This window comes from Paenibacillus senegalimassiliensis, from assembly GCF_001486585.1.
GTDB lineage: Bacteria > Bacillota > Bacilli > Paenibacillales > Paenibacillaceae > Fontibacillus > Fontibacillus senegalimassiliensis.
This window is the reverse complement of the sequence record NZ_LN909046.1, coordinates 1,227,732-1,251,329: the sequence shown is the minus strand read 5'-3', so window position 1 is coordinate 1,251,329 and position 23,598 is coordinate 1,227,732. Positions and strand designations below refer to the sequence as shown.

The 23,598-nt window shown below is 50.9% G+C and carries 20 protein-coding genes and 1 pseudogene; 10 read left to right on the top strand and 11 right to left on the bottom strand.

The window, feature by feature from the left end:
- The first annotated feature begins 331 nt into the window (after nt 1–331).
- The 3 genes from BN3279_RS24385 to BN3279_RS19800 all read left to right on the top strand — a co-directional run bounded on the left by BN3279_RS24385 (nt 332) and on the right by BN3279_RS19800 (nt 2,423).
- Nucleotides 332–781: a collagen-like protein gene (locus BN3279_RS24385; RefSeq protein ID WP_222860894.1), complete on the top strand. Its 450-nt coding sequence runs from the start codon at nt 332–334 to the stop codon at nt 779–781.
- The gene (locus tag BN3279_RS24380; RefSeq protein WP_059053255.1) at nt 778–1,398 is read left to right on the top strand and encodes a DUF4183 domain-containing protein; all 621 of its coding nucleotides are present in this window, start codon (nt 778–780) and stop codon (nt 1,396–1,398) included. Before BN3279_RS24385 ends, BN3279_RS24380 begins: the two co-directional genes overlap by 4 nt.
- 140 nt (nt 1,399–1,538) lie before the next feature.
- A complete protein-coding gene (locus BN3279_RS19800) occupies nt 1,539–2,423 on the top strand; it encodes a radical SAM/SPASM domain-containing protein (protein ID WP_059053253.1) in 885 nt (294 codons plus the stop codon).
- Nucleotides 2,424–2,546: 123 nt separating this feature from the next.
- On the opposite strand, the gene BN3279_RS19795 is transcribed toward BN3279_RS19800, so the two are convergent.
- The 3 genes from BN3279_RS19795 to namA form a co-directional block, all read right to left on the bottom strand.
- Nucleotides 2,547–3,401 carry a 1,4-dihydroxy-6-naphtoate synthase gene (locus BN3279_RS19795; protein ID WP_059053251.1) on the bottom strand — a complete coding sequence of 285 codons (855 nt, stop codon included), beginning with the start codon at nt 3,399–3,401 and terminating at the stop codon, nt 2,547–2,549.
- A complete protein-coding gene (locus BN3279_RS19790; protein ID WP_059053250.1) occupies nt 3,398–4,105 on the bottom strand; it encodes a futalosine hydrolase in 708 nt (235 codons plus the stop codon). Before BN3279_RS19790 ends, BN3279_RS19795 begins: the two co-directional genes overlap by 4 nt.
- A gap of 168 nt (nt 4,106–4,273) precedes the next feature.
- Entirely contained in the window at nt 4,274–5,284 is a 1,011-nt protein-coding gene (namA, locus tag BN3279_RS19785) for an NADPH dehydrogenase NamA (RefSeq protein WP_059053248.1), read from the bottom strand.
- 221 nt (nt 5,285–5,505) lie between these two features.
- On the opposite strand from namA, the gene BN3279_RS19780 reads away from it, so the two are divergent.
- Entirely contained in the window at nt 5,506–6,582 is a 1,077-nt protein-coding gene (locus tag BN3279_RS19780) for a glycosyltransferase family 4 protein (protein ID WP_059053246.1), read from the top strand.
- A gap of 74 nt (nt 6,583–6,656) precedes the next feature.
- Here the strand turns inward: BN3279_RS19780 and BN3279_RS19775 are convergent, their stop codons facing one another.
- Nucleotides 6,657–7,430, bottom strand: a complete 774-nt coding sequence (locus BN3279_RS19775; protein ID WP_059053244.1) for a YheC/YheD family protein — start codon at nt 7,428–7,430, stop codon at nt 6,657–6,659.
- A 204-nt stretch (nt 7,431–7,634) separates the two neighbouring features.
- Here BN3279_RS19775 and BN3279_RS19770 point away from each other — a divergent pair, with 204 nt between their 5' ends.
- Nucleotides 7,635–8,090, top strand: coding sequence for a MarR family winged helix-turn-helix transcriptional regulator (locus BN3279_RS19770; RefSeq protein ID WP_059053242.1), 456 nt, complete (start codon nt 7,635–7,637; stop codon nt 8,088–8,090).
- Nucleotides 8,091–8,123: 33 nt separating this feature from the next.
- Nucleotides 8,124–9,356: an MFS transporter gene (locus BN3279_RS19765; RefSeq protein WP_059053240.1), complete on the top strand. Its 1,233-nt coding sequence runs from the start codon at nt 8,124–8,126 to the stop codon at nt 9,354–9,356.
- 62 nt (nt 9,357–9,418) lie between these two features.
- Here BN3279_RS19765 and BN3279_RS19760 read toward each other — a convergent pair whose 3' ends face one another.
- Nucleotides 9,419–9,604, bottom strand: coding sequence for a hypothetical protein (locus tag BN3279_RS19760; protein ID WP_059053238.1), 186 nt, complete (start codon nt 9,602–9,604; stop codon nt 9,419–9,421).
- 91 nt (nt 9,605–9,695) lie between these two features.
- Nucleotides 9,696–12,991, bottom strand: a pseudogene (locus tag BN3279_RS19755) (DEAD/DEAH box helicase).
- A 222-nt stretch (nt 12,992–13,213) separates the two neighbouring features.
- Between BN3279_RS19755 and BN3279_RS19750 the strand changes: the two are divergent.
- From BN3279_RS19750 to BN3279_RS19740, 3 genes are read left to right on the top strand one after another with little or no spacing between them, the layout of a single operon-like run.
- Nucleotides 13,214–14,266 (top strand): ABC transporter ATP-binding protein, encoded by a 1,053-nt coding sequence (locus BN3279_RS19750; RefSeq protein ID WP_059053236.1) that lies wholly within the window; start codon nt 13,214–13,216, stop codon nt 14,264–14,266.
- Nucleotides 14,259–15,062 (top strand): ABC transporter permease, encoded by an 804-nt coding sequence (locus BN3279_RS19745; protein WP_082673148.1) that lies wholly within the window; start codon nt 14,259–14,261, stop codon nt 15,060–15,062. Before BN3279_RS19750 ends, BN3279_RS19745 begins: the two co-directional genes overlap by 8 nt.
- Before the next feature lie 7 nt (nt 15,063–15,069).
- Nucleotides 15,070–15,855, top strand: a complete 786-nt coding sequence (locus BN3279_RS19740) for an ABC transporter permease (RefSeq protein ID WP_059053234.1) — start codon at nt 15,070–15,072, stop codon at nt 15,853–15,855.
- A 102-nt stretch (nt 15,856–15,957) separates the two neighbouring features.
- Here the strand turns inward: BN3279_RS19740 and BN3279_RS19735 are convergent, their stop codons facing one another.
- The 5 genes from BN3279_RS19735 to BN3279_RS19715 form a co-directional block, all read right to left on the bottom strand.
- The gene (locus BN3279_RS19735; RefSeq protein ID WP_059053233.1) at nt 15,958–16,833 is read right to left on the bottom strand and encodes a YitT family protein; all 876 of its coding nucleotides are present in this window, start codon (nt 16,831–16,833) and stop codon (nt 15,958–15,960) included.
- A 124-nt stretch (nt 16,834–16,957) separates the two neighbouring features.
- Nucleotides 16,958–18,169, bottom strand: a complete 1,212-nt coding sequence (locus BN3279_RS19730; protein ID WP_059053232.1) for a Ger(x)C family spore germination protein — start codon at nt 18,167–18,169, stop codon at nt 16,958–16,960.
- Nucleotides 18,170–18,173: 4 nt separating this feature from the next.
- Nucleotides 18,174–19,721 carry a spore germination protein gene (locus tag BN3279_RS19725; RefSeq protein ID WP_082673198.1) on the bottom strand — a complete coding sequence of 516 codons (1,548 nt, stop codon included), beginning with the start codon at nt 19,719–19,721 and terminating at the stop codon, nt 18,174–18,176.
- 16 nt (nt 19,722–19,737) lie between these two features.
- Nucleotides 19,738–20,886 carry a GerAB/ArcD/ProY family transporter gene (locus tag BN3279_RS19720; protein ID WP_059053230.1) on the bottom strand — a complete coding sequence of 383 codons (1,149 nt, stop codon included), beginning with the start codon at nt 20,884–20,886 and terminating at the stop codon, nt 19,738–19,740.
- A gap of 151 nt (nt 20,887–21,037) precedes the next feature.
- Nucleotides 21,038–22,267, bottom strand: a complete 1,230-nt coding sequence (locus BN3279_RS19715) for an aminopeptidase (RefSeq protein ID WP_059053229.1) — start codon at nt 22,265–22,267, stop codon at nt 21,038–21,040.
- Nucleotides 22,268–22,437: 170 nt separating this feature from the next.
- Here BN3279_RS19715 and BN3279_RS19710 point away from each other — a divergent pair, with 170 nt between their 5' ends.
- The gene (locus BN3279_RS19710; RefSeq protein WP_059053228.1) at nt 22,438–23,586 is read left to right on the top strand and encodes an NAD-dependent epimerase/dehydratase family protein; all 1,149 of its coding nucleotides are present in this window, start codon (nt 22,438–22,440) and stop codon (nt 23,584–23,586) included.
- Nucleotides 23,587–23,598 lie beyond the last annotated feature (12 nt).

Below are 23,598 nucleotides of genomic sequence, written 5' to 3'. Positions count from 1 at the left end.
ATAATCATATAATGAAACAATCTCATTAATAGAGACGGCGTACTTCCCCTGTTCATCATGGATTTTTTGCATTTTGGACTGGGGGATATTCGTCTATCTCGCCGCCAAGCAAGCCGACATATGATATGGGAGCGAGTGAAGCTTGAGGAAAATCTCAGCGGGAGGTAGAGGGATGGCAACAACGGCAAAGCGCACTACGAGTTGCGTGATGGTTAAAGTTGAAAGGCGCTGCAATAAAAACGGGAGTTGGCGTAGCAAACAGGTAAAGGGGAGAAAGGGTACTCCTATTAAAAGAAAGATCCGGCGTTGCGATACAAGACGTTGGAAAAAGGTGCCTGGTCGCAAGGGAGCGATATGTCAAAAGCGACCAGGTGGAACCAAGGCGCCACTCAAGCTTGGTGAGGCGCGTTGCGATCTCCCGGTGGCGGTGCCTTGCACGTTGCCGGTCGGACCAGCAGATCCGCAGGACCCACCGGGACCAGCAGGACCGCAAGGAGCGCCGGGAGCAGCGGGGCCAGTGGGTGCAGCAGGACCGGCAGGAGCGCCGGGAGTGACCGGTGCAGCGGGACCGCAAGGAGCACCGGGAGTGACTGGTGCAACAGGAGCAGCAGGGCCACAAGGAGCACCGGGGGTGACCGGTGCAACAGGAGCAGCGGGACCGCAAGGAGCACCGGGGGTGACTGGTGCAACTGGAGCCGCAGGACCAGCAGGGGCACCAGGAGTGACCGGGGCGACAGGAGCAGCGGGACCAGCAGGGGACCGGCAGGGGCGCCGGGAGTGACTGGTGCGGCGGGAGCCGCAGGACCGGCAGGAGCGCCCGGAGTGACTGGGGCAACGGGAGCGGCAGGACCAGCAGGAGCGCCGGGAGTGACTGGTGCGACGGGTGCAGCGGGACCGCAAGGAGCACCCGGAGTGACTGGTGCGACAGGAGCGGCAGGGCCAGCAGGAGCGCCGGGAGTGACTGGGGCGACCGGAGCAGCAGGACCGCAAGGAGCGCCGGGAGTGACTGGTGCGACAGGGCCAACCGGTGCTGAAGGGCCGCAGGGAGCGGTGGGGCCGACCGGTGCAACGGGAGCCGTTGGGCCTCCGGGTGGGGCTATCTTGGTCACGCCTACCGTGTTCCGGTATTTCTATGTCCCCCCTACAGCGATTGGCGGTGGAACCGTGGATATTCCAGCGAATGAATTTACGAATGACAACGGAAATAATCCGGCAATTTTTGACGGAGTTGGTCCAGATTCCTATAGCAATATATATATTAATGGCATGATGCAAGAGGGCAGATTGTTCACTTTGCAACCGAATTTGTTGACTCTGGATTTATCCCAGGACACTTTGTTGGCAGGAACACCAATTATCGTCGAGAATATCAGAATTACCGCACAGGCAATACCATAAGGAAGTGTAGTTACGCCTGGCATGGTGACAGATACGTAGCAGTATAGCGATATGGGCGATAGTTATATTTTTACCGCTGGGGTTTCGATGCGAATTGAGATAGAATAGAGAATAACTATAACTGAACAAAGCAGGTTCTTATGAAAAAGTTTAAAAAATTTTACATCGAAACAACCAGTATCTGCAATCTTGCTTGCAGCTTTTGTCCACCGACGCAACGTAAATCTCAATTCATAGAAATCGACGATTTCCGGAAGATTCTCGATGATATCAAGCCGCATACAGATTACATTTATTTTCATGTCAAAGGGGAGCCGCTGCTGCATCCCAAGATTGATCAATTGCTTGATATTAGCCATGAAAAGGGATTTCAAGTCAATATTACGACGAACGGCACATTGCTGCCCAAGGTGCGGCATAAGTTGCTGGGGAAGCCGGCGCTCAGACAGATCAATTTCTCCTTGCACAGCTTTGACGGACATGAAGGTTCGACAGATCGAGAAGGATATGTCAGCCATATTTTGTCCTTTGTTCAGGAAGCGATAGCTACTTCCGAGCTGCTGGTATCGTTCCGGCTGTGGAATTTGACTCAGGACAATGAGACAAATCTGGAGCGCAGCCGTAATCGGGCAACCTTGGAGCTCATTGAGCGTGAATTCGGGCTTGATTACCATATTGAAGAGAGAATCGTTCCCGGCGGTGGAATTAAGCTAGCTGAACGGGTCTATTTGAATCAGGATTATGAATTTGCGTGGCCTGACCTCAGGGCGGAAGAAGATGATGGCAAAGGCTTTTGCCACGGCTTGCGCAATCAGGCGGGAATTCTCGTGGATGGCACGGTTATTCCATGTTGCCTGGATGGGGAAGGCGTGATTAATCTGGGCAACATCAACGAGACTCCGTTCTCCGAGATCATTGAAGGGGAAAGGGCAAATCGGTTGTATGAGGGCTTCTCCCGGCGTGAGGCGGTTGAGGAATTGTGCCGGAAATGCGGTTACCGCAAGCGTTTTGGCGGCGGAGCCTGAGCATTGCTTAAGAACAGGGCCCATGAAGCAGTTATTCCGCAAAAAAACGGCACCTTCCTTACCAGAGCATAAACTCTGGCTTGAAAGGTGCCGTTTTGTAGGAATAGCTGTTTTCAACAATCCCTACAAGCTCCAATCTCCCCTGAGCTTGAGAGGATCGATCTTGGGCACGAGTCCTTCGGCGGCTGCGCGCTCCAGCAGGGCACTGACTGCGGCATATCCGTCTTCACCCAAGTTCGCCGTATATTTGTTGACGTAGAGATCGATGTGGGCTTGGGTTACATCAGGTGACATCTCCTGAGCATGGCTCATGACATACTCGGCAGAGGCCTCAGGATGAGCCCAGGCATATTCTACGGATGCCGTTGTCCAGCGGGCAAGCTGCTGTAAATCCATTGTGCGCCGGGCGATGATGGCACCAAGCGGTATAGGCAGCCCCGTATCTTCTTCCCACCAACTGCCAAGATCCTGTAATAGGTCCAGGCCGTAGGAGGGATAGGTGAAGCGAGCTTCATGAATAACTAATCCGGCATCGATGTCGCCGCGTTGTACCGCAGGCATGATCTCGTCAAATGGCATTACAATAATTTCGCCTACGCCACCTGGGATATGCTTTGCAGCCCATAGTCGAAATAGCAAATAAGCGGTTGAGCGTTCGCTTGGAACGGCAACGCGGCGGCCTGACAGTGCTGCTGCATCAATAGCGCCGGTGGCGGAACCTTTGGTTAGCACCAGGGGGCCGCAGCCGCGGCCAAGAGCGCCTCCACAGGGTAGCAAGGCATATTCGTCCAGCACCCAGGGCAGGGCGGCGTAGGATATTTTCAGTACCTCAGGGCCTTCTCCGGAAGCGGCGAGCCCATTAGTAATGTCGATGTCGGCATAGGTGACTTCCAATTCAGGTGCCCCGGGAATCAAGCCATGCGCCCAGGCATGGAATACAAAGGTATCGTTGGGGCAAGGTGAAAAAGCAATTTTCATGATGACAGCACCTCCGTTAATATAGTGCAGGCTTGTTCCAAAGCCTGCAAGGCTTCGCCAATCTTCCAAGACTCCCGATCACGGGGGCCAACCACATTGGAGATGGCGCGAATCTCAAGTGCAGGCAAGTCAAACTGCCTTGCCGCTTCAGCAACGCCATAGCCCTCCATGGCTTCTGCGCCAACCCCCGGGTAGCGCAAGGAGAGGTTCTGCGTGGTTGCAGACGTTCCAGTGACGGTGGAAAGCGTCAGCACTGGTGCAAGGCTTGCCGTTAGACCGGCGGCTTGCAGTGCCTGAATCCAGCGACGGGAGAGATCCTGCTCCGCAATGATACGTGAAGCCCCGAATCCCAGGGTATCTACACTGACATAACCCTCCGGTGTCTCCGCTCCCAGATCAGCCGCGATGATATCGCTTGACACGACCAATGAACCGATAGGTGCGACATCTGCAAACCCGCCACCAATCCCAGCGCTAATTACGAGATCAAAGCTGTTCCCACGGGGCCGATCTTCTGTGGGGATGGATAGTAGCCCTCCGGTCACACCAGCCAAAGCGAGAATTTTTGCGGTGGAAGCCGCTGCTGCTGCCGGGCCAACGCCTGCGATTCGCACTTCGGCACCTTCATAGCTGCCGAGTCCGCGCATCACGGCGGCTCGTTCTGCCTCAACTGCGGTCATAACTAGAATGCGAAGCTTGTTCATGGATCAGACTCACTCCTTGCCAAATTCACTCTCCAAATTATATAGCTGCACGGAAGCAAAGCCAAGCTTATCTTGAATAGATATACAAAACAACAAGCCCCGCACTCGCCGGTTAGCAAGCAGGGGGCTGTTTTGTAATCACACTAACAATTCACGGCATGAACTGAATTAAGCGCGTTCGTAAGGTGCAGGGCGATCGAGCGTAGTGCGCAACTCGTTGGCCGCTTCATAAGCCCAATAAGGGTTGCGAAGCAACTCACGACCGAGGAAAACAAGGTCTGCCCGATCATTGCTTACAATCTCTTCGGCATGAGCCGGGCTGGTAATCAGGCCAACAGCTCCCGTAGCGATATCGGCTTGGCGCCGAATTTGCTCGGCTAGATTGACTTGATAGCCGGGATAAGGATGAATGGATGCAGGGACCAGGCCACCAGAGCTGCAATCCACGAGATCGACACCTTGTTCCTTCATCCGGCGAGCATAATCAATATATTGCTCCAGCGAATTGCCCTGCGGATCGTATTCTTCTGCTGATAACCGTACAAGGAGTGGACCCGACCATTCAGTCTTGATTGCTTCAATAATCTCACTAAGCAGACGATAGCGGCCATCTGAACTGCCACCGTATTCATCTTCACGATGATTCGTAACAGGGGACAGGAATTCATTCAACAGGTAGCCATGAGCAGCATGGATTTCAATCACGTCAAACCCAGCTTCCCGCGTACGACGGGCGGCATCCCGGAACTCGGAAATAATCTTCTGAATCTCCTGGGCGTCCGCTGCTTTAGGTGTCTTCTTGTCCGGAAACGGAATGGCCGAAGGGGCCAGAATCGTTTCCTCTAGTTCAGCCTTGCGTCCGGCATGGGCTAACTGAATGCCGATTTTAGAGCCATTTTGATGAACCAGATCGGCAATTTCCTTAAGCCCGGCCACATGCTCATCGCTCCAAATGCCAAGGTCCTTATAGCTGATTCGCCCTTCAGGAGACACAGCAGTTGCTTCAATTATAATAAGCCCTACGCCGCCAACGGCGCGAGTAGCATAATGAATTTTATGCCAATCTCCGGCGATCCCATCTTGCTGGGGAGTTGAATATTGACACATCGGAGACATGACGATGCGATTTTTGAAAGTAACCTCTTTTAAGGTGAACGGGGTAAATAGTTTGGAACTCACGGGCTACCACTCCTTTTATTTTTAAATCTAATATGAAACGTTGTCTTTTATCATGGTAGACCACATGGTCCCAAGTTACAAGTACGCACAAATATGTAGTATAGTATACTTTTTTATACTATTGGATGGTGAGGTTAGGTTTTTAGCGGGGGTGCGGATTTCCCTTGTGGCGCATATAGTGAATAGATACAGGCCATTTGGTAAGGGAGGACATAGGGATAATGAATATTCTGATGGTGGCACCCGAGCAGTTCCCGGTTCCCGGCAATGGGTCGGTGGAAATATGTATGCTGGCTATTGCACGGCAGTGGGCAACTTCTGGCCATACTATTACACTGGTTAGCAGACGGGCAAGGAATCTGTCTCGTATAAGCCGAATGGGTAATTTGACAATTATCCGGGTAAGTGCGGGAACTCCTCGTGCTTATATGGTCTCGGTGCTACGTTATGTCAGAGGACGACAATATGACCTCATCCAGGTGGATAACCGGCCCTATTACATGGCGAAATTGAAGAGAACCTTTCCTAAGATACCCATATCCTTGTTTCTGCATTCTCTAACGTTTGTCAGGCCAACGAATCAGATTAGTCAATGTTTGGCTAAAGCTGATATGATTATCGTCAATAGTGAGTCGCTCAGGACCCGTCTGTCGCAGCGCTTTCCCGAGGACAGTAGCAAAATGGTTACAGTTCATCTTGGGGTGGATACGGATCGGTTCAAGCCGAATATGCAAAAAGCGCCGTCTGCCAAATTCAACATCTTGTTTGCGGGCCGGGTTATTCCACGTAAGGGAGTTCCGGTGCTGATTCGAGCGATCAGCTTAGTACGGAAGGCAGGGAAGGAAGTTACCTTGACTGTCGTTGGCCGAGGTAGACCAGGATATATGAGAGAGTTGCATAAGTTGGCCCGTCACAAGGGAGTTCCGGTCCGCTTCACAGGGAGAATTCCCCATGCGGTCATTCATCGTCAATTTCAGAGTGCAGATTGTCTGGCCTGTCCTTCGCAGGAACATGAGGCATTCGGGCTGGTCAACGTGGAGGCGATGGCGTGTGGCTTGCCAGTTGTCGCATCAAACATTGGCGGGATTGGCGAGATCATCCGGCATGGTGAGAATGGGTATTTGGTGGATGAATACAATCAGCCTGAAGAGCATGCTCGCTGGATTTGGCAATTGGTGCAATATCACGAAGCCGCAAAGGAGATGTCGGTGAAGGCGAGGGAACATGCGGTCAACCGATTTGGCTGGAAGCAAACAGCTACGAAGCTCATGAGTGTCTATCAGTCATTTGTAATGTAGGTGGAACTCTAATCAGCGAAAAAGGACAGGATACCGGAAGACAAGACGTACCGGATATTCTGTCCTTTAGTTCATTATGCTTTAAGCTTGCCATTGGCGCGTGCATACTGCATCACGGTACGGAACATGCTCTTGTCCTTGAGCTTGCGGAAGATATAAGGATCTGGTGAGGTATTGACCTCAAGAATCCAGGGACGAAGCTTCTGGTCCAGGGCTACATCCACGCCAAGGTCCCGAATTCCGGGGAAGCGGCTGTTTAAATGCTCGGCAATGTTCTCACCCAGGCTTTCCAGTGTGGCCAAATAAGCTGGAAGGTAAGACTCCCTCAAGTGGGGAGCCAACAACTTCTCTACAGGTATCAGCTTCCCGTCATTATGGTAATTGGTCACAATTTTACGAGGATGAGCTAACCTGCCGATAATTCCGGTCGTTTTCCAGCCTTTTTGCGAGGTGCGCTGTACCATGACTCTCAGATCAAAACGACGGTTCTGGTATTGAAGCAGATCGATGCCTTGCTGAATCAGGTAACGCTTCTTGAACTTACGCTTGCAAATGGCAGCATAAAGCTCGTCAAAGGAGGAGCAGGTTCGGACCGTCGTATCCAGATGATACTGATAGGTTCCTTCGCCGGAGGTCGAAACCATCTCTACCCGGATGACGCCTTTACCCCAAGTTCCGTTGACAGGTTTAACATAAACCATCTTGTATTTTCGCAGCATGTGAAGCAGATGCTCACGGCTAAAGCGCATGGAATCGGGAAGATGTGAACGTATCGTTCTGTGCTGCATCAGTACCTCATTTTTCTTCCACTTGCTGACGACATGGCGTGGGTGCCGGGTGGTCTTCATAAACGCAAGTCTCCTTAAGTACATTTTAATTGCACGTTGTAGAACCAGTGTATTCGCGCAGGATGAAAAGGGAAAAGATGATTACCTAATCAGCAGCAAATAAACACATAGGCATAGGGGGAGCGATCGATTGTTGTTTGACAGATATAGTTGACCTATATATAATTGTCTAGACAACTATTTTGGTAAAAAGGAGAAACGCACATGACAATCATGAAGCCCGAGAGAGCGCCGGCGATAGGATTTATAATGGGCGTAGCTTATCGGAAGATCGCCTCTTTGCTACAGCAGCGGTTGAAGGGCTTTGACATTACGCCAGAGCAATGGGCGGTGTTGTATCAGATCGATTTGGCGGACGGACTCATTCAGAAGGAGATAGCCGATCGTTCAGGGAAGGACAAGCCCACGACCACCCGAATCATCGATCATCTGGAACACAAAGAACTGGTGCACAAGCAAACGGGCAAGCAGGATCGCCGCTCTTTTCTTGTGTACAGCACAGCGCGAGGGAAGGCGCTGATTCAGGAAACCCTGCCGTTGGAGCAGAGTGTTACCGAGGACGTGAAGCACATGATGAGTAAGGATGAATACAGCATGCTGATGGAACTGCTGCAACGAATCAGTCTCCAGCTTAGTATTCAGGCAGAGCAGGAATCATAAGAACAAGACTTCATAGGAGAGCAGGAGAGAGAAATGCCGTTACAACAAGAAGGAGAAGCGCTTTGGACGAGATCATTTATCTCATTAACGATCTCGGCGTTTTTATTATTTTTAAATTTGCATATGTTATTATCTTCGTTCTCGTCCTATGCCAAAAGCGAGTTCGCAGCCAGTGATCTGCAAGTCAGCCTGATTACTAGCGTATTCGCCTTATCGGCTATATTGACGCGATTTCTTGCTTCAGCCTTACTGAGACGATACTCACCAAATGTACTGCTATTGGTGGGATTGATGATTGCGGCCGGAATGACGGCGCTAAATGCCGGGGCAGGTAGCATTGGGGAATTACTGATGGTACGAGCAGGCTATGGTGTTGGCTTCGGGCTGGGTAGTACCATATTGCCGACCTTGGTATCGAGAATTATTCCCTTATCCAGAATGGGGGAGGGTATCGGTTATTTCGGCTTGTCCAGTAGCCTGGCGATGTCTGTAGGGCCGATGATCGGCCTCAACGTAATGAAGCAGTTGGGCTTTGACGTGCTTACGTTAGGGGGAACCCTTACGGTGTTGTTGATGATTCCGCTGCTGCTGCTCAGCCGTGCATTGCCCAAGACTCGGGCGGTTCGGCCCACTGCTGCCAAGAGTGGAAAGGGAACCAGGGATCGGTGGATTCGCGGACTATGGTTTCCCGCTTTTCTTAATATGCTGTTATCCATCACGTATAGCGGGTTACTTAGCTTTATAGCCCTGTTCGGCGAGTTTGTTCATCTGGAGCAGGTTGGCTTGTTCTTCCTATTCAATGCGCTCACCGTCATGCTGATTCGCCCGATCTCTGGCCGCATGTTTGATGCGAAAGGCCCGGCAAGGGTTCTTATTCCGGCTGCTTTAGTGGTGGTAACCAGTATGCTGGTTCTGTCCTTTGCCACATCCATGCCCATGTTAATTTGTTCGGCTCTGCTTTACGGGCTTGGTTTCGGGGCTATTCAGCCTACGATTCAGGCGTGGATGCTACGGGTTTGTCAGCCGGAACAATATGGCTCGGCCAACAGTATGTTCTACAATTCAATGGATTTCGGTGTGGCCGTAGGGGCAGTTCTGCTTGGTGCTATCGCATCCATGACCAATTACGCCATAATGTATCGATATTCTGCGGCATTTATGGGTCTGTTCCTGCTAGTATACTTAATGGTCTACACCGTGTCGGCCAAGAAGAGAGGGACTCGCGCAAGTGGGGCAACCACCCCAACCGATGCAACAACGCTATAAAATAAAAAATAATCCGCAAGCAGCGCAAAAGGCTGCTGCGGATTATATACGTCATAAGTGAGTTATTCCTCGGAATCAGTATCGCCATCGGCGAAAGGCACCGGCTTGGCCACCCATTCATCGGCTTCCGGCTCAATATCTACTCCGTTTTGCATTTTCTTCTTCTCCGCAAGTGAATCCCCTTCATGATCCATTTTATTACGTAGCTTGGACTCATCCTGCGGCTCATGCCCTTCATGATGTACCATAATGATCCTCCTCTAACGCTTGATGGCGGGTATACCCCTCACCTTAGATTGTCCCGAACTCACCAATTAAACACATACTTTCGCCGATTTGTCAGATCATCAATATTTCGCGAATATCGTCTTCCGAAAGTGCTGATAACGCTTCTTGTCCCGGTTTCAGCACTTCTTCAATTAAGTTCTTCTTCTTTTGCTGTAACTCATACATTTTATCCTCTACAGTGCCTTGGGCGACGAGTCGGATGACTTGTACAATGTTTTTCTGTCCAATCCGGTGAGCACGATCTGCGGCTTGCTGTTCAACGGCAGGGTTCCACCATAGATCATACAGAATAACCGTATCCGCTCCAGTGAGATTAAGTCCCGTGCCCCCAGCCTTCAGCGAAATAAGGAACAAATCACGTTCTCCATCATTGAAGCGTTGGCATAGTCCGACCCGGTCCGCCGCAGGTGTCTTGCCATCCAGATAGAAGAAGGGAAGACCCCGGTATCCGAGCTCGCGCCCGATCAAATCCAGCATTTGTGTAAACTGTGAAAATATCAGTACACGTTTGCCTGCACTTTGGCATTCCTCAATCATTTCGAGCAGTTGATCAAATTTGGCGGAGCCACCTTCGTAACCATCTACGAATAGGGAAGGGTGGCAACAAAGCTGCCGCAGCCGGGTTAATCCGGCCAAGATGCGTATCCGATTTTGACCAAACGAATCGGCATCCAGATGCTTTAACGTTTCCTGCTGAAGCTTGGCGAGGTAAGCCAAGTAGAGCTTCTTCTGCTCTGGCAGCAGTTCGCTCGCTTGCAGGGATTCAATCTTCTCGGGCAGCTCCTTAAGCACGTCTGTCTTCAAGCGACGGAGCAGGAATGGACGAATTTGCCGGGAGATCTTGTCGCGGGACAACTCGCCAAAGGCCTGCCGGCTGGGGAACAGCTCGGGAAATACGGCATTGAAGATGGACACAATTCTTCCAACGAATTCTCTACCGGTGTTCCGGTTAAGGCGAACCGCTGTCGGGCTTGCAGACTCTTTACCGCTTGCGCCGTTTGCGAGGCATGGTTCTTGAAGCTTTGAGCTTCATCAAGAATCAGTGTATGAAAGGACAGCTCGGCAAATTGGTCAACATCGCGACGCAGCAGGGGGTAAGAAGTAATAACGACGTCAGCAGAATCCGCCTCACGCAGCGCTCGAACCCGTTCAGCTTTGCTCCCGTCAGCTATGACTACCTTGACCTGAGGGGCAAACTTGGTTAATTCATTTTGCCAGTTATAGACTAACGATGCGGGGGCGACGATCAACGCAGGCTGACCGGATTCAGCAATTTCCGGTAGTACCGACACGATGAAGGCGATGCTTTGCAAGGTTTTGCCCAGCCCCATATCATCGGCAAGTATCCCTCCGAAGCGGTAATGGGCCAGCGTCTTCAGCCATTGGTAGCCATAGGCCTGATAATCGCGAAGCACCGGAGCAAGCTGGGGTGGAACCGCAAATTCCAGATTTCCGGGACGCCGCAGGTTATGCAGCAACTCCCGAAATGATTTGCCCAGTCGTACGGCGCTGCCCTGCAGTTCTTCTTCCTTGATATGCAGTCCCCGCGTTAGCGGAACCCGAAATTTTGAACCACCAAAATCCTGAGGACGGAGGCCAACCTCGTTCATGAAGTTGATGATTTCCTGGAATTCATCACTTTCCAGTGGCATGAAGGCTCCGTCAGGCAGCCGGTAGTACCGGCGCTTCTCCTCCAGGGCTTGCAGCAGCCCGCGAATTTCAGATTCTCCAATATCGGACATACTGAAGCGGAATTCGAGCCAATCCGTCCGTTCATCGAGTTCGACCGATATTTTGGGCGGTCTGAGATCATGGATCATTCTTGTCTTGACCGCCGAGGTGGCATAAACCTCCAGCAGCTTCTCAAGCTCAGGAATGATGTGGTAGAGAAATTGATATTCCGCTTCCTCATCATTAAGGAAGTAGCCGCTCTCTGTCCGCGTAAAGAGACCTGATTCCATCAACTCAAGAATTTGCCGTTCCTTATCTCCGTCCCGGAGCAGAATCAGATCCGTTCCCCGTTTGGGACCATGCTCTTCTAGCGGGTTAAATACGATATCACCGTACTGGAACTCCAATCCGGCGACCAGGCGGTCCTTGATCCGGTCCAGATACAGCTTGGCTACAAGCTTGGTTCGTACCATGCGGCGAGCGACACTCTCTTCGATATCAACGTTTCCGAGCTTCATCAGCCCCGGCAGCACTCTCTCGACAAAGGGTTCGATTTGCTCTGAAGAGATCATAATATGCCGCTTGCGGGCCGTTGCCAGCATATGCTTCATTTCAGCCAGTCGCCGAACCTGTGCCGGAGTCTGACGAATGAGGCGGCCATCATAGAGAATGACGCCATAGGTCTCCATGACTGTGATATCATCGAGACCTTGGGCTGTGAATTCAAAGCTGATATCACTGCTCTGATTCAGATCGAAATGCAAGGGGAGAATCTCCTCCGACAGCTTCACTCCGCTCCACATCTGTCCATCCTGCTCAAGCTGTACCGAAGGAGCCTGTAGGAGCAACGGCAACACGGCTTCCCAAAGCAACGCCGGAATTGGCAGCAGTCGCTCACCGCTTGTTCCACGACCTGTATGTCTGGAGAAGCCGCTAAGCGTCTCCTGATACATTTGCTCATTGTGGTATATTTCCACCATTTTCTGAATCAGGGCCTCATCCTGAGGATGGAAGCTGTGCTGCGCCGGATCATAAATAAAGTGCTTGGAGAAGCTATAAGGCTCCCGGCGAGAGAGCTTGTCCAGGAAGTCGCGTATATTCTTCACGATGTAAAGCCGCTTGGACCCAATCTTCATCTCCAGGCCAAACAAATACTTGCGATAGCCGTAAGAGAAGGGGTGAAGGGTAAATTCAATCTCCAGTGGCGTCCGCGCATCAAACCTCGTACCTGCACGCAGTGGCTGCTGTGACTCTTCCTCGAAGAGCTGCATCATATCACGGGTCATCCAGATATCGCGGGAAGAAATATCCCGCCCTCGTCGTTGCTCCTCATGGGAGTGGGTAGGGTGCAGGAGGGAAGGGTACGCACGTACCGGAGCTTTGCCATTTAGCTGCATATCGTGAACTCCCATCATAACAGCGGCAATATGCTTGCAATAATTGTTATAGGAGTAGAAGGCAGGGCAATTGCATTCCGCCTTAACTTCCCCATGTTGGTCAAGCTGTACCGAGACATGGTAGTGCCCGGTCCCTGATACCGTAGCTTCATACACCCGGGACCCGTGGTCGATGCGCAGAAAAGTAACCTTACCCGTCTTATAGTAGGCTTCGCCCCGTTCATAGGAAATCCGGCCGCAAAGCAGCTTGATGACACGCTGCGTTAATGGAAAGCTCATGAGTCATTTCCTCTCTCTACTCTTAATCTGTTCGTGATCTGTTCGTATGTTTCTCCTGCCCCTATGATAACAGAAAAAGCGGCACTATAACATGTGGAGCTAAAGAGGGCAAGCGGGGCCAGGGATAGCCACTTTCTTGCAGGGTATGGTGCTTTTGTGGAAGTTACTATATAATTTTTAGCGGGGTTTCAACAAAGAAGCAGAAATGAGGTACAGCATAACATGGCAGCTATAGAAGTGCGTGATTTGCGCAAAACATTCAAAGTGCAGAAAAATCGCCAGGGCCTCAAAGGGGCCTTCCTCGATTTATTCAAGAGGGAATACAACGAAGTAGCCGCCGTGAAAGATATCTCCTTCGACATTCCGCAAGGGGAGATTTGCGGCTACATCGGAGAGAACGGAGCGGGTAAGTCGACGACGATCAAGATGCTGACCGGCATTCTCGTGCCGACGTCTGGTCATCTATCGGTCGGGGGCTTTGTCCCTTATGCCGAGCGGGAGAAATTCGTCCAGCATATCGGCGTCGTGTTCGGTCAACGTAGTCAGCTTTGGTGGGACATCGGCGTGATAGAATCCTTTGAACTGCTACGCAAGGTTTACCGCGTACCGCAGGCTGACTATAAGAAACGGCTGGATGAACTGGTGGAGCGTCTCCAGTTGCAGGATCTGCTCAATCGTCCGGTACGTAAGCTGAGCTTAGGGCAACGGATGCGCTGTGAATTGGTAGCGGCGCTGTTGCATAATCCCTCCATTGTGTTTCTCGACGAGCCGACCATCGGCTTGGACATAGTGGTGAAGTCGGAAATTCGTGATTTCCTGCAGGATATGAACCGTGAGCATGGAACGACAATTTTGCTGACAACACATGATTTGCAGGACATCGAGGCGCTTTGCTCCAGAGTTATTATGCTGGACGATGGCCAGATTATTTATGATGGCGGGCTGGATGAACTTAAGGACCGCTGGGGGACGGGCAAGGAAGTGTTGTTCCAGTTCGGCACCGCGACCAAGCTGGATCAATTGCGGGCCTGGACCGGACAACAACCGGTAATCTGGAGCGCCGAGAATGATCTGAATGCCAAGGTCTGGATTCCCCGCGATATCGGCGTATCAGAAGTGCTGGGCCAGGTTGTCGGTCAAGCTGATATTACAGATATCAAAATTATAGAGACCAATACCGATGAGATCGTGCGCAGTATTTATCAATCCGGTTCAGCCGAGAACAAATCCGGGGAGAAGGCGGACAGCCGCGAAGGAGCGGTGATTCATGTCTAACACGATGGGGGCATACCTCGATTTTATACGCATCCGTTTCCTGACGATGCTTGCCTATCGCATTAACTATTATTCGGGAATTCTGATTTATACGCTGAACATTGGGGTGTACTATTTTACATGGAAGGCCATTTATGGCGGTGGTGGGGAACTCGGGGGCTTTACGGCTTCACAGATGACGACGTATCTCGCGGTTTCCTGGATGGCCCGGGCTTTCTACTTCAATAATCTCGACCGGGAAATCTCCACCGATATTCGCGATGGCAGCATTGCGATCCAGTTCATTCGTCCTTATAACTATATTATGGTCAAAATGATGCAGGGGCTCGGCGAAGGCATGTTTCGATTCATGATGTTAATGATTCCCGGGATGGCCGTAGCGATGCTGCTTTATCCGGTACAATTGCCTACAGCACCCGAGGCGTGGGCGGGCTTTCTCGTCATGCTGTTCTTCAGCTTCCTGATTAATTCGCAGCTTAATGTAATTACCGGGCTGATGGCCTTTTTTGTGGAAAATAACGAAGGCTTCATGCGCATGAAGCGGGTGATTGTGGATTTATTCTCCGGACTGATCATTCCAATCAGCTTGTTTCCTTCCTGGCTGTCGGGCATCATGACGTTCCTGCCATTTCAGGCAATTACGTATTTGCCAGGCTCCGTCTTCACGGGACGAATTCAGGGGGCATCCATTTGGGGTGTGCTGGGCGTTCAGGTCGTGTGGTTCCTGCTGCTGCTAATTCCGATGATATGGCTATACCGCGCCTCGCGGAAACGCCTGTTCGTGCAAGGGGGTTGAGCAGAGTATGTACTATTTGGGCTTGATTGGCGAATACTTGAAGAATTATATGAAGACTCGCTTGACCTATCGCGCCGATTTCTGGGTGGAGGTCATCTCCGACTTGCTATTTCAAGCGACAAACCTGATTTTTATCTTCGTCATCTTCATGCATACCAATAGCTTGGGCGGGTGGAGTGAAAGTGAGGTCGTGTTCGTTTACGGATTCTTTATGGTACCATTTGGCATCTTCAGTTGCTTTATTAACTTGTGGGGGTTCAGCGAACGGTATATCGTCAAGGGGGAAATGGACCGAATTATGACCCGTCCGGCCTATAATTTGTTCCAGATCTTCCTTGAGAATGTGGACCCGCCAGCTTTGGTGGGCTCGATCATCGGAGTTATCATTATGATCGTCAGCGGGGGGCAGCTTGGTCTCGGCATGGAATGGTGGACGATTCCGGCCATGCTGCTGTTCACCTTGAGTGCAACAGCCATCTATACCGGCATTTACACCACGCTAACCTCGTTGTCCTTCTACTCGGACGCGCCTACGGGTATTTTGCCCTTGATGTATAATGTCCAAGGTTATGGTCGTTACCCAGTGACGATTTACAATCGGGCGATTCAGGTGTTATTGACCTGGGTCCTGCCATTCGCCTTCGTTGGCGTGTACCCCGCCTCGTTGTTTCTGGAGCGGGAGGAGATGCAGCAGATGGCTTGGTTGACCCCACTTGTGGGCATCGTCTTCCTGGCTATCGGGCTTACGGCGTGGAACTTCGGGGTCAAGAAATACCGGGGAGCCGGCTCCTGATATAGAAAACTGTGCAAAAACAAAGAAGCTTACGTAACCGCAGCTTGTCACATGGCGGTTCGTAAGCTTCTTTGTCTCTATATGCTAGATGGCGGGCATGCCTTATACCTTGGGTGGTCTGGCAAATCGGCCATAGATTTCAGCGGATTGTACTACGTTCATAAAGGCATTGGGATCAGCCTCAGCTACAGCCTTGCGGACTGCCGCCAACTCGTAACGCGTGGTTACCGTCATCAGCGTGCAATTCTCTTCTTCGCGATAACCGCCTTCAGAGTGAATGCACGTAATGCCGTGGTGCAGCTTGCGCAGCCCGCAAAGCATCTGTTCCTTCTGCTTCGTAATAATAAAGCAGGTGACCTTGATGTGTCCGATATGAATCATGTCGACAACCTTACCCTTCACGAAGGTGGACAACATGGAGTAGAGGGCAAGGTCCCAGCTTTGGAAGAAGCCCAGGGCCAGAATAACAACCCCGTTCAACAGAAAGAGGATGTTCCCCATCGGCCAATCATATTTTCTCGTCAGAATGGAACCCAGAATATCCAGCCCTCCGGTAGAACCCCCGACTCGTAACGAGAAGCCGATGCCTCCAGCGGAGATAATGCCACCGAATACAGCAGCCAGAATCGGGTCCTTAGTCAACTGAACCTGAGGAATGAGAGACATGAACCAGGTCGTACTGACGACGGAAATACAGCTTAATACAATATATCGTCTTCCTACTGCTCTCCAGCCCCAGGCAATCAAGGGGAGGTTCACCAGGAAATAGACAAGAGAAATATTCCATCCTGTCATATAACCGATGATGGAGGCAATCCCGGCCACACCTCCCGATAACAGCTTGTGGGGAATGAGGAACAGGTTGAGTCCGGCAGCGACCAGCAGTCCGCCGAGCAGAACAATGGCGACCTCCTGTGCTGGTTTTAGAGATGCCTTAATCGGTTTCCTGAGGGCAGGAGTGTATTGCTTCAAATTCATGGTATAAGCCTTCTTTTCTAATAATAGTTAGTATAATAGTCAATAAAATATTGTTATCAGCTTAAATTATCTTTTTTATCAGTATAGCAGACTATGACATTTGTAACACCATGTGGACAATATCTCATTCCACAAATTCCTGGTAGGATTGGTTGGTGAGTCCCACACGCTCAATGGTGATTTGGACAGTGGGCTTAAACTCGATGTCAGCAAAGACATTCTCCCACTGATCCTCAATTTGCCGCCATTCCTTTGGATATTTGCGACGGAACATTTCAGCAAAACCAACGACGTCCGCTTTCAATTCATGCACGCCATTCCAGCCTTGCCACACAATGTCCAGCAGTTGCTTCTTGATGATTTGTTCCAGCTTCTGAACATGCCCAGGGTCTGTGGCATCCAGCTTGAACTCGGTATCGGTGATCATTCCTTCAACCTTCAGGGTAGCGTCCACGATGATTTTGCCCTGTTCCCGGCGCATCTTCAACGAAGTGGAATTGGCCGAGATTTCAAAGGTTGCCCCGTTTCTGTTTTCATTGTCTGCTTCTGGGAACGAGAAGGGGATGACAGCCTGCTTTACCCGGTTGCGGATAAAGGCGATACCCAGTGCTTCATCTTGATTCAGCCATCCGGTTAATTTGCCTGATTTGAGCACGGCCAGTCCGCCAAGCTTGAGTTTGGATGCGGAAATCGTTGTCTCCAGCGCCTTGGTCGAGCCCGTCTCTACAGAACCTGAAAGCATCAGCTCAGGAATAATAGCACATTTGGACGACCCTGCCAACTGATTTGCCAGATCAAACATATTCACTTTTGGCAAAATCGAAGTAGCTTTGTTTTCCTTATCAATCAATTTGTGAATGCCTTCGCCGGTATTCTTCTCCAGATACATAAGCTGGGATACCAGCAGCCTAGGATCGCGCTTTGAGACAAAAACATCTACGGTTTCTCTGGCCTGAGGATTACGCAAATACGCATCAATCAAGGAATTCAATCCATACTTGGCTGCTGCTTCACCGATGACCACGACCCGGCTGTTGCCAAGATGGAGATGACGAGTATTTTCCATTTCATTGTTGGAGAATGCCTTGCGCAGCGTCTCCCCCTGGGTAGACAGTACACTGATGGGCGGGCCAGAACCTGGGCCACCGCTGGCATTGGCCGAGGCATTAGCCGGAGTGAGGAGCTGATAAGTAAGCTCCCATTGCTTATCCTTCCAGTTCACTCCACTCGCCGAGACGATGGCCAGGTCGGTTAATTCAGTCTGATGCCAGCAACCGGAGAGAGTACTCATGAGACAAAGCCAGCATAACACCGGGATGAACTTTTTCTTCGCCATGGGACTACTCCTTTCTCGACTTGACTTTTGGGGGCGCAGGCTTTTGGTCTTTTCCTTCACGAATACGGTTAGGCCCGGTGACGCCGGCGGGACGGGTGCGCATCTTCCACAGGGGAAGGCGGATAAAGACATCCTTCAAATTTTTCCATACTAACGGTGCGAGCGGCATCAGGTAAGGTACACCAAACGAGCGTAAGGAGGCCAGATGAATACAGAGCACCATCAGTCCAACCATGATTCCATACAATCCCAGCCCACCTGCCAGGAGCATCAGCAAAAAGCGAATCAAGCCCACTGTGACCGACAGGTTCGTGGAGGGGAGGACGAAGTTGGAGATCGCGGTAAAAGATACGATAATCACCATAGCTGCCGAGATCAGCCCGGCCTCGACCGCTGCCTGCCCCAGCACCAAGGCGCCGACAATGGAGATGGCCGCCCCGATGGCTTTGGGCATACGGACCCCGGCTTCGCGCAGTATCTCGAAGGTAATCTCCATCATGAATGCTTCGATTAGAGCGGGGAAAGGGACCCCTTCACGCTGGGCCACCAGGCTGATGAGCAATGTGGTGGGCAGCATCTCGGGATGGTACGTGGTGATGGCAATGTATAAGGACGGCAGCAGCAGTGACACAAAGAAGGCACCAAAACGCAACATTCGCCAGAAGGACGCGATGTAGAAACGTTGGTAATAGTCCTCGCTGGATTGGAAGAAGCTGAAGAACGTGATTGGAGCCAGCAGAACAAAGGGAGTGCCATCAACGATGATAGCAACCCGTCCATCGAGAAGTCCCGCCGTCGCCACATCCGGACGCTCCGTATTGAATATGGTAGGAAAGGGGCTCAGTGCCGCATCCTCAATCAGTTCCTCAATATATCCGCTCTCAAGAATGGCATCAATATCGATATGATCCAGCCGTTTATGAATTTCCTTGACTACAGAGGCTTCGGCAATCCCTTCAAGGTAGACCACGGATACATTAGTCTGAGTCTGCACGCCAATAACCTTGTCCTCAACCCGTAGCTTGGGTGACTTCAGCCTGCGACTGATTAGCGAGGTATTTGTGCGCAGGTTCTCTGTAAAAGCTTCCTTCGGGCCGCGAATCACATTTTGTGTTGTTGGCTCGGTCAGACTGCGGTATTCGCCCCCGGAAGTCCCGGCTGAGATGGCCCGATTAAATCCTTCGGCCAGAATAACAGTGTTACCTTGCATGATTTGCTGCCACAAAGCATCTATATCTTCAATAATCTCCGAGGGCCCCGTGGCTGCCGCGCAGTTGCGAATTTCGGTGAACCGCTCCTCCGTAGATTCCTCAAAGCCTGACATCGCCGACATTAAGGGGCGAACGAGGGATTCATTAATAGAAGCGATATCCACCAGACCCTCGATATAGACAAGTGCAAACTCCTTGCTGCCCGTAATAGAATCGTGAATCAGGCGGAGTACGATGTCTGAGCGGGTTTGCTCTGAATGTTGAAGCCGCGCGAGATTATCCTCCAAGCGGGATGATAATGGAACCGGTTGTGGCTTTACTGACTCTTGAGTAGGTTTCATATGATTCGCTCCTGCTTTATTCATTTGACGGTGGGTTACTGACAGGGTCCTTCTCCTTCTCCTTCTCCTTCTTCTTGCGCTTACGCTTGATCCAATGCGTAATTATCATGAGCAGCACAAGAATGATCGGCAATACAATCTGGAAGATGGGGAAATGCAGCTTGAGATTATAATCAAATCCCACTCGAATCTGCTCAATATAGCTGCGAAATAACCGGGCCCCGATAAATATAGCCACCCCGACGGGAATAACCATAGTCCGGTGCTTGACCTTGAATAGCTCTGAGGCTGCCAGAACGGCTGCCAAGTAATAGGTTGCTTGTTTGAAGAACACGCCGCCGAACAGCAACAGACTGACAAAGGGGTCCATCCGTTCCAGAAAACCGCCGATTTGAATCAGGCTGGTGCTGAACATGAATGGGACAACATAGGCACCGGATATGTCTCCTAGTACGGTAATAATCAGTACATTCGTAAGGACGATGAACAGCCCGGAACAGGTATAGGAGATCAAGCTGAATTTCTTGAATTTGTCAAACGGGGCGAGATGCTTCCAGAACATGAGGAAGACCACCATCTCCCCAAAGGGGAAAGAAATAACTTCCGGAATTGCGGCATCCCAAACTGGCTTCCAGCCTTCCTCAAGCAACGGCAGCAGCCGCTTGAAATCAACCAGATCAGATGCAAACAAGAGGACAAACAGTACAATGTAAATCACCAGCAGCCAGGGAAGCACCAATTGACCTACCCGGAAGAAGACCTCCAGGCCATGGAATATGGCATAGGCCCCCACACACATCAGCACAAGCATAATGACGTCAAGCGACGATCTTGGCAGCATGTAGAGGATAACCAGATCACCAAATTCCCGGACGTTCCGCACGGATTTGTAAATGAAATATCCGACAAAGGATAGACCGAGGATAAAGCCGAGGTATTTGCCAAAGTACCGGTTGAGTATTTCTATCAGACTGGCCTGTGGGGCTTTCGCTTGTATAGGCATCGTCACGAAGATTAACATGACCAAGCCCATGAGCATGGCAATCAATACGGAAATCCAGGCATCATGCTTGGCATCGCTGGCCAGCAGGAACAAGGATGAACTGCCGATCTGGAACAATATGATAATCGAGGCCAGTTGGCCTGCGCTGACTTTTTCCTGCAAAGAGTGAGCCTCCCGTCGGAACCTGAAGATAATGACTATACTATTTCCAAAATCGCTAATTTTACCCGCAAAGAGGGGGGAGGGGCAAAAAAAGGGCTATGCCGCACCTCGGTTGCAGGTGCAGGCATAGCCCTTGTTCAATTCTATTTGTTCAGGCCCAATTACCTTTACGGAACACAGGCTCTATCGTACCATCCGGAAGCTCGCCGTCAATATCAAGCTCCGCAGAGCCAATCATGAAGTCCACATGCGTCAGGCTCACATTAGCCCCTCTGGCCAGCAACTCTTCCTTACCCAGCCGGGTACCGCCTTCAATATTGACCGGGTAGGCACTGCCTAAAGCAAAGTGACAAGAGGCATTCTCATCAATCCCGGTGTTGTAGAAAATACGGTTCAACTGTGAAATGGGGGAGCTATGCGGCACCAGAGCAACTTCGCCCAGATGAGAAGCTCCTTCATCCGTGGCGAGCAGGTGAGTCATATGTTCCCGTCCGGATGTGGCATCATAATCGACAACCTTGCCGTCCCGGAAGGTCAGCTTCAATCCTTCGACAAGTTGTCCATTCAGGTTCAGCGGCATCGTGCTGGTCACTGTACCATTAACACCGCTGCGGTGCGGCATCGAGTAAATTTCCTCAGTAGGCATATTGGCTACAAAGTAAGTGCCGGAAGCGTTCGTATCCCCGCCGCCTAACCATAAGTAGCCTTCAGGCATCTCCACCTCAAGGTCCGTTCCGGGCGCGCGGTAATGTAGTTTCTTATAACGTTTGGTATTCATTTGCTCTTGTCTTAGCTTGAGCTCCTGAATATGCTCCCGCCAGGCGGCTACCGGGTCCTCACGATAGACGCGGTTCATCTGGAAGACAGCTTTCCACATGGCCGGAATCCGCTCTTCCTCCGGCAGATCGGCAAATACCTTGTCTGCCCAGGCACGGGTAGGGGCTTTGATTAGCGACCAGGTGATCTGATTGTTGCGGGTTTGGGCAGAATGCTTCTGCCGCGCTTGGGCTGCTGCTTTGACAGCCGTGGACACCTTGGATGAATCTATACCCTTGAACAACTCGGGGTCAGGGACTTTAATCCGCATGACCGCTCCGCCCTCATCACCGAATTGCTCCGCCATATCGGCCAGCCATTTTGGATAATAGTTCAGCGATTCCTCGCTAGCTTCCTCGTAACGAATTCGCATCAATTGTTCATCTTCCCAATCGACGTGAACATATTTGGCACCAGCCCGGTAAGCCTTAGCTACCAGCAGCCTTGTCAACTCCACCGTTTCCAGCGGGGATGTAATCATCAAGTTCTGGCCTGGCTGAATGTTAACGCCTACCTTGATGACCAACTCCGCATATTTTTCTAGCAGGACCTCAAAAGATTCCATCATGAATTCCTCCAATTAAAAATGTAAGTCTTTAACGCCATACGTTTTTCAACACACAAATCTTATTGTAGCACGAACCGGGCCAAGCCCAACCATTTTATTTCTCCTTAATATTCCAATGTTATGGTTGTTTTGTAATCTTCAACCAACTTAAAGGGAGGAACAAATCGATGCGCGTTATAGTTGCGGGTGGTGACGGGTTTTGCGGATGGCCAACGGCGCTTTATTTATCCAAACGAGGACATGAGGTAGCCATCATTGATAATTTAGCCAGACGTAAATGGGATGATGAATTGCGTTCGAATTCCTTGACTCCAATCGCTACGCTGCAAGAGCGTACAGAGCGCTGGAGGGAGCTCACGGGACACAACATCACTTATTATATCGGGGATCTGAACCATTATGATTTCCTGGGTGAAGTTATGCGTCAGTTCCGTCCCGATGCCTTCGTGCATTTTGCCGAGCAGCGTTCTGCTCCTTATTCCATGGTAGACCGGGAACACGCTGTATTCACCCAAGTGAACAATGTGGTAGGGACGTTGAATGTGGGATATGCCATTCGAGAGTATGCCCCTGAATGTCACTTGATCAAACTCGGAACGATGGGGGAATACGGTACGCCGAATATCGACATCGAGGAAGGTTACATTGAGATTGAACATAATGGACGCAAGGATATTTTGCCCTACCCCAAGCAACCAGGCTCTTTCTATCATCTGTCCAAGGTACATGACAGCCATAATCTGATGTTCATGTGCCGAATTTGGGGGCTGCGAGTGACCGATTTGAACCAGGGGGTTGTGTATGGACTGCATACCGAAGAGACCTTACTTGACCCGGTATTGGCGAATCGTTTTGACTATGACGGTGTGTTTGGTACGGCTTTGAACCGTTTTCTTGTACAAGCGGCAATCGGGCATGACTTGACTGTCTACGGACGGGGAGGGCAAACCCGGGGATTTCTGAATATTGCGGATACAGTGCGATGTATCGAGATTACGGTAGATCATCCAGCCGACCGCGGCGAGTTTCGAGTATTCAATCAGTTCACAGAAGAATTCTCCGTGCTGGATCTGGCAGAGAAGGTCAAGAGGGTGGCGGAGCAGGAAGGTTATGCCGTCAACATTGCTCATCTGGATAATCCACGCGTCGAGAAGGAAGAACATTATTTCCATGCGAAAAATACGAAGCTACAAGCGTTAGGATTGGAGCCACAGTTATTGACTGATCATGTCTTGCTGGATATCTTTCAGACCGCAGTAGCTCATAAGAACCGTGTGGTTCTGGACAATGTGCTGCCCGGTGTCAAATGGGGATGAAGGAGCAAGGTG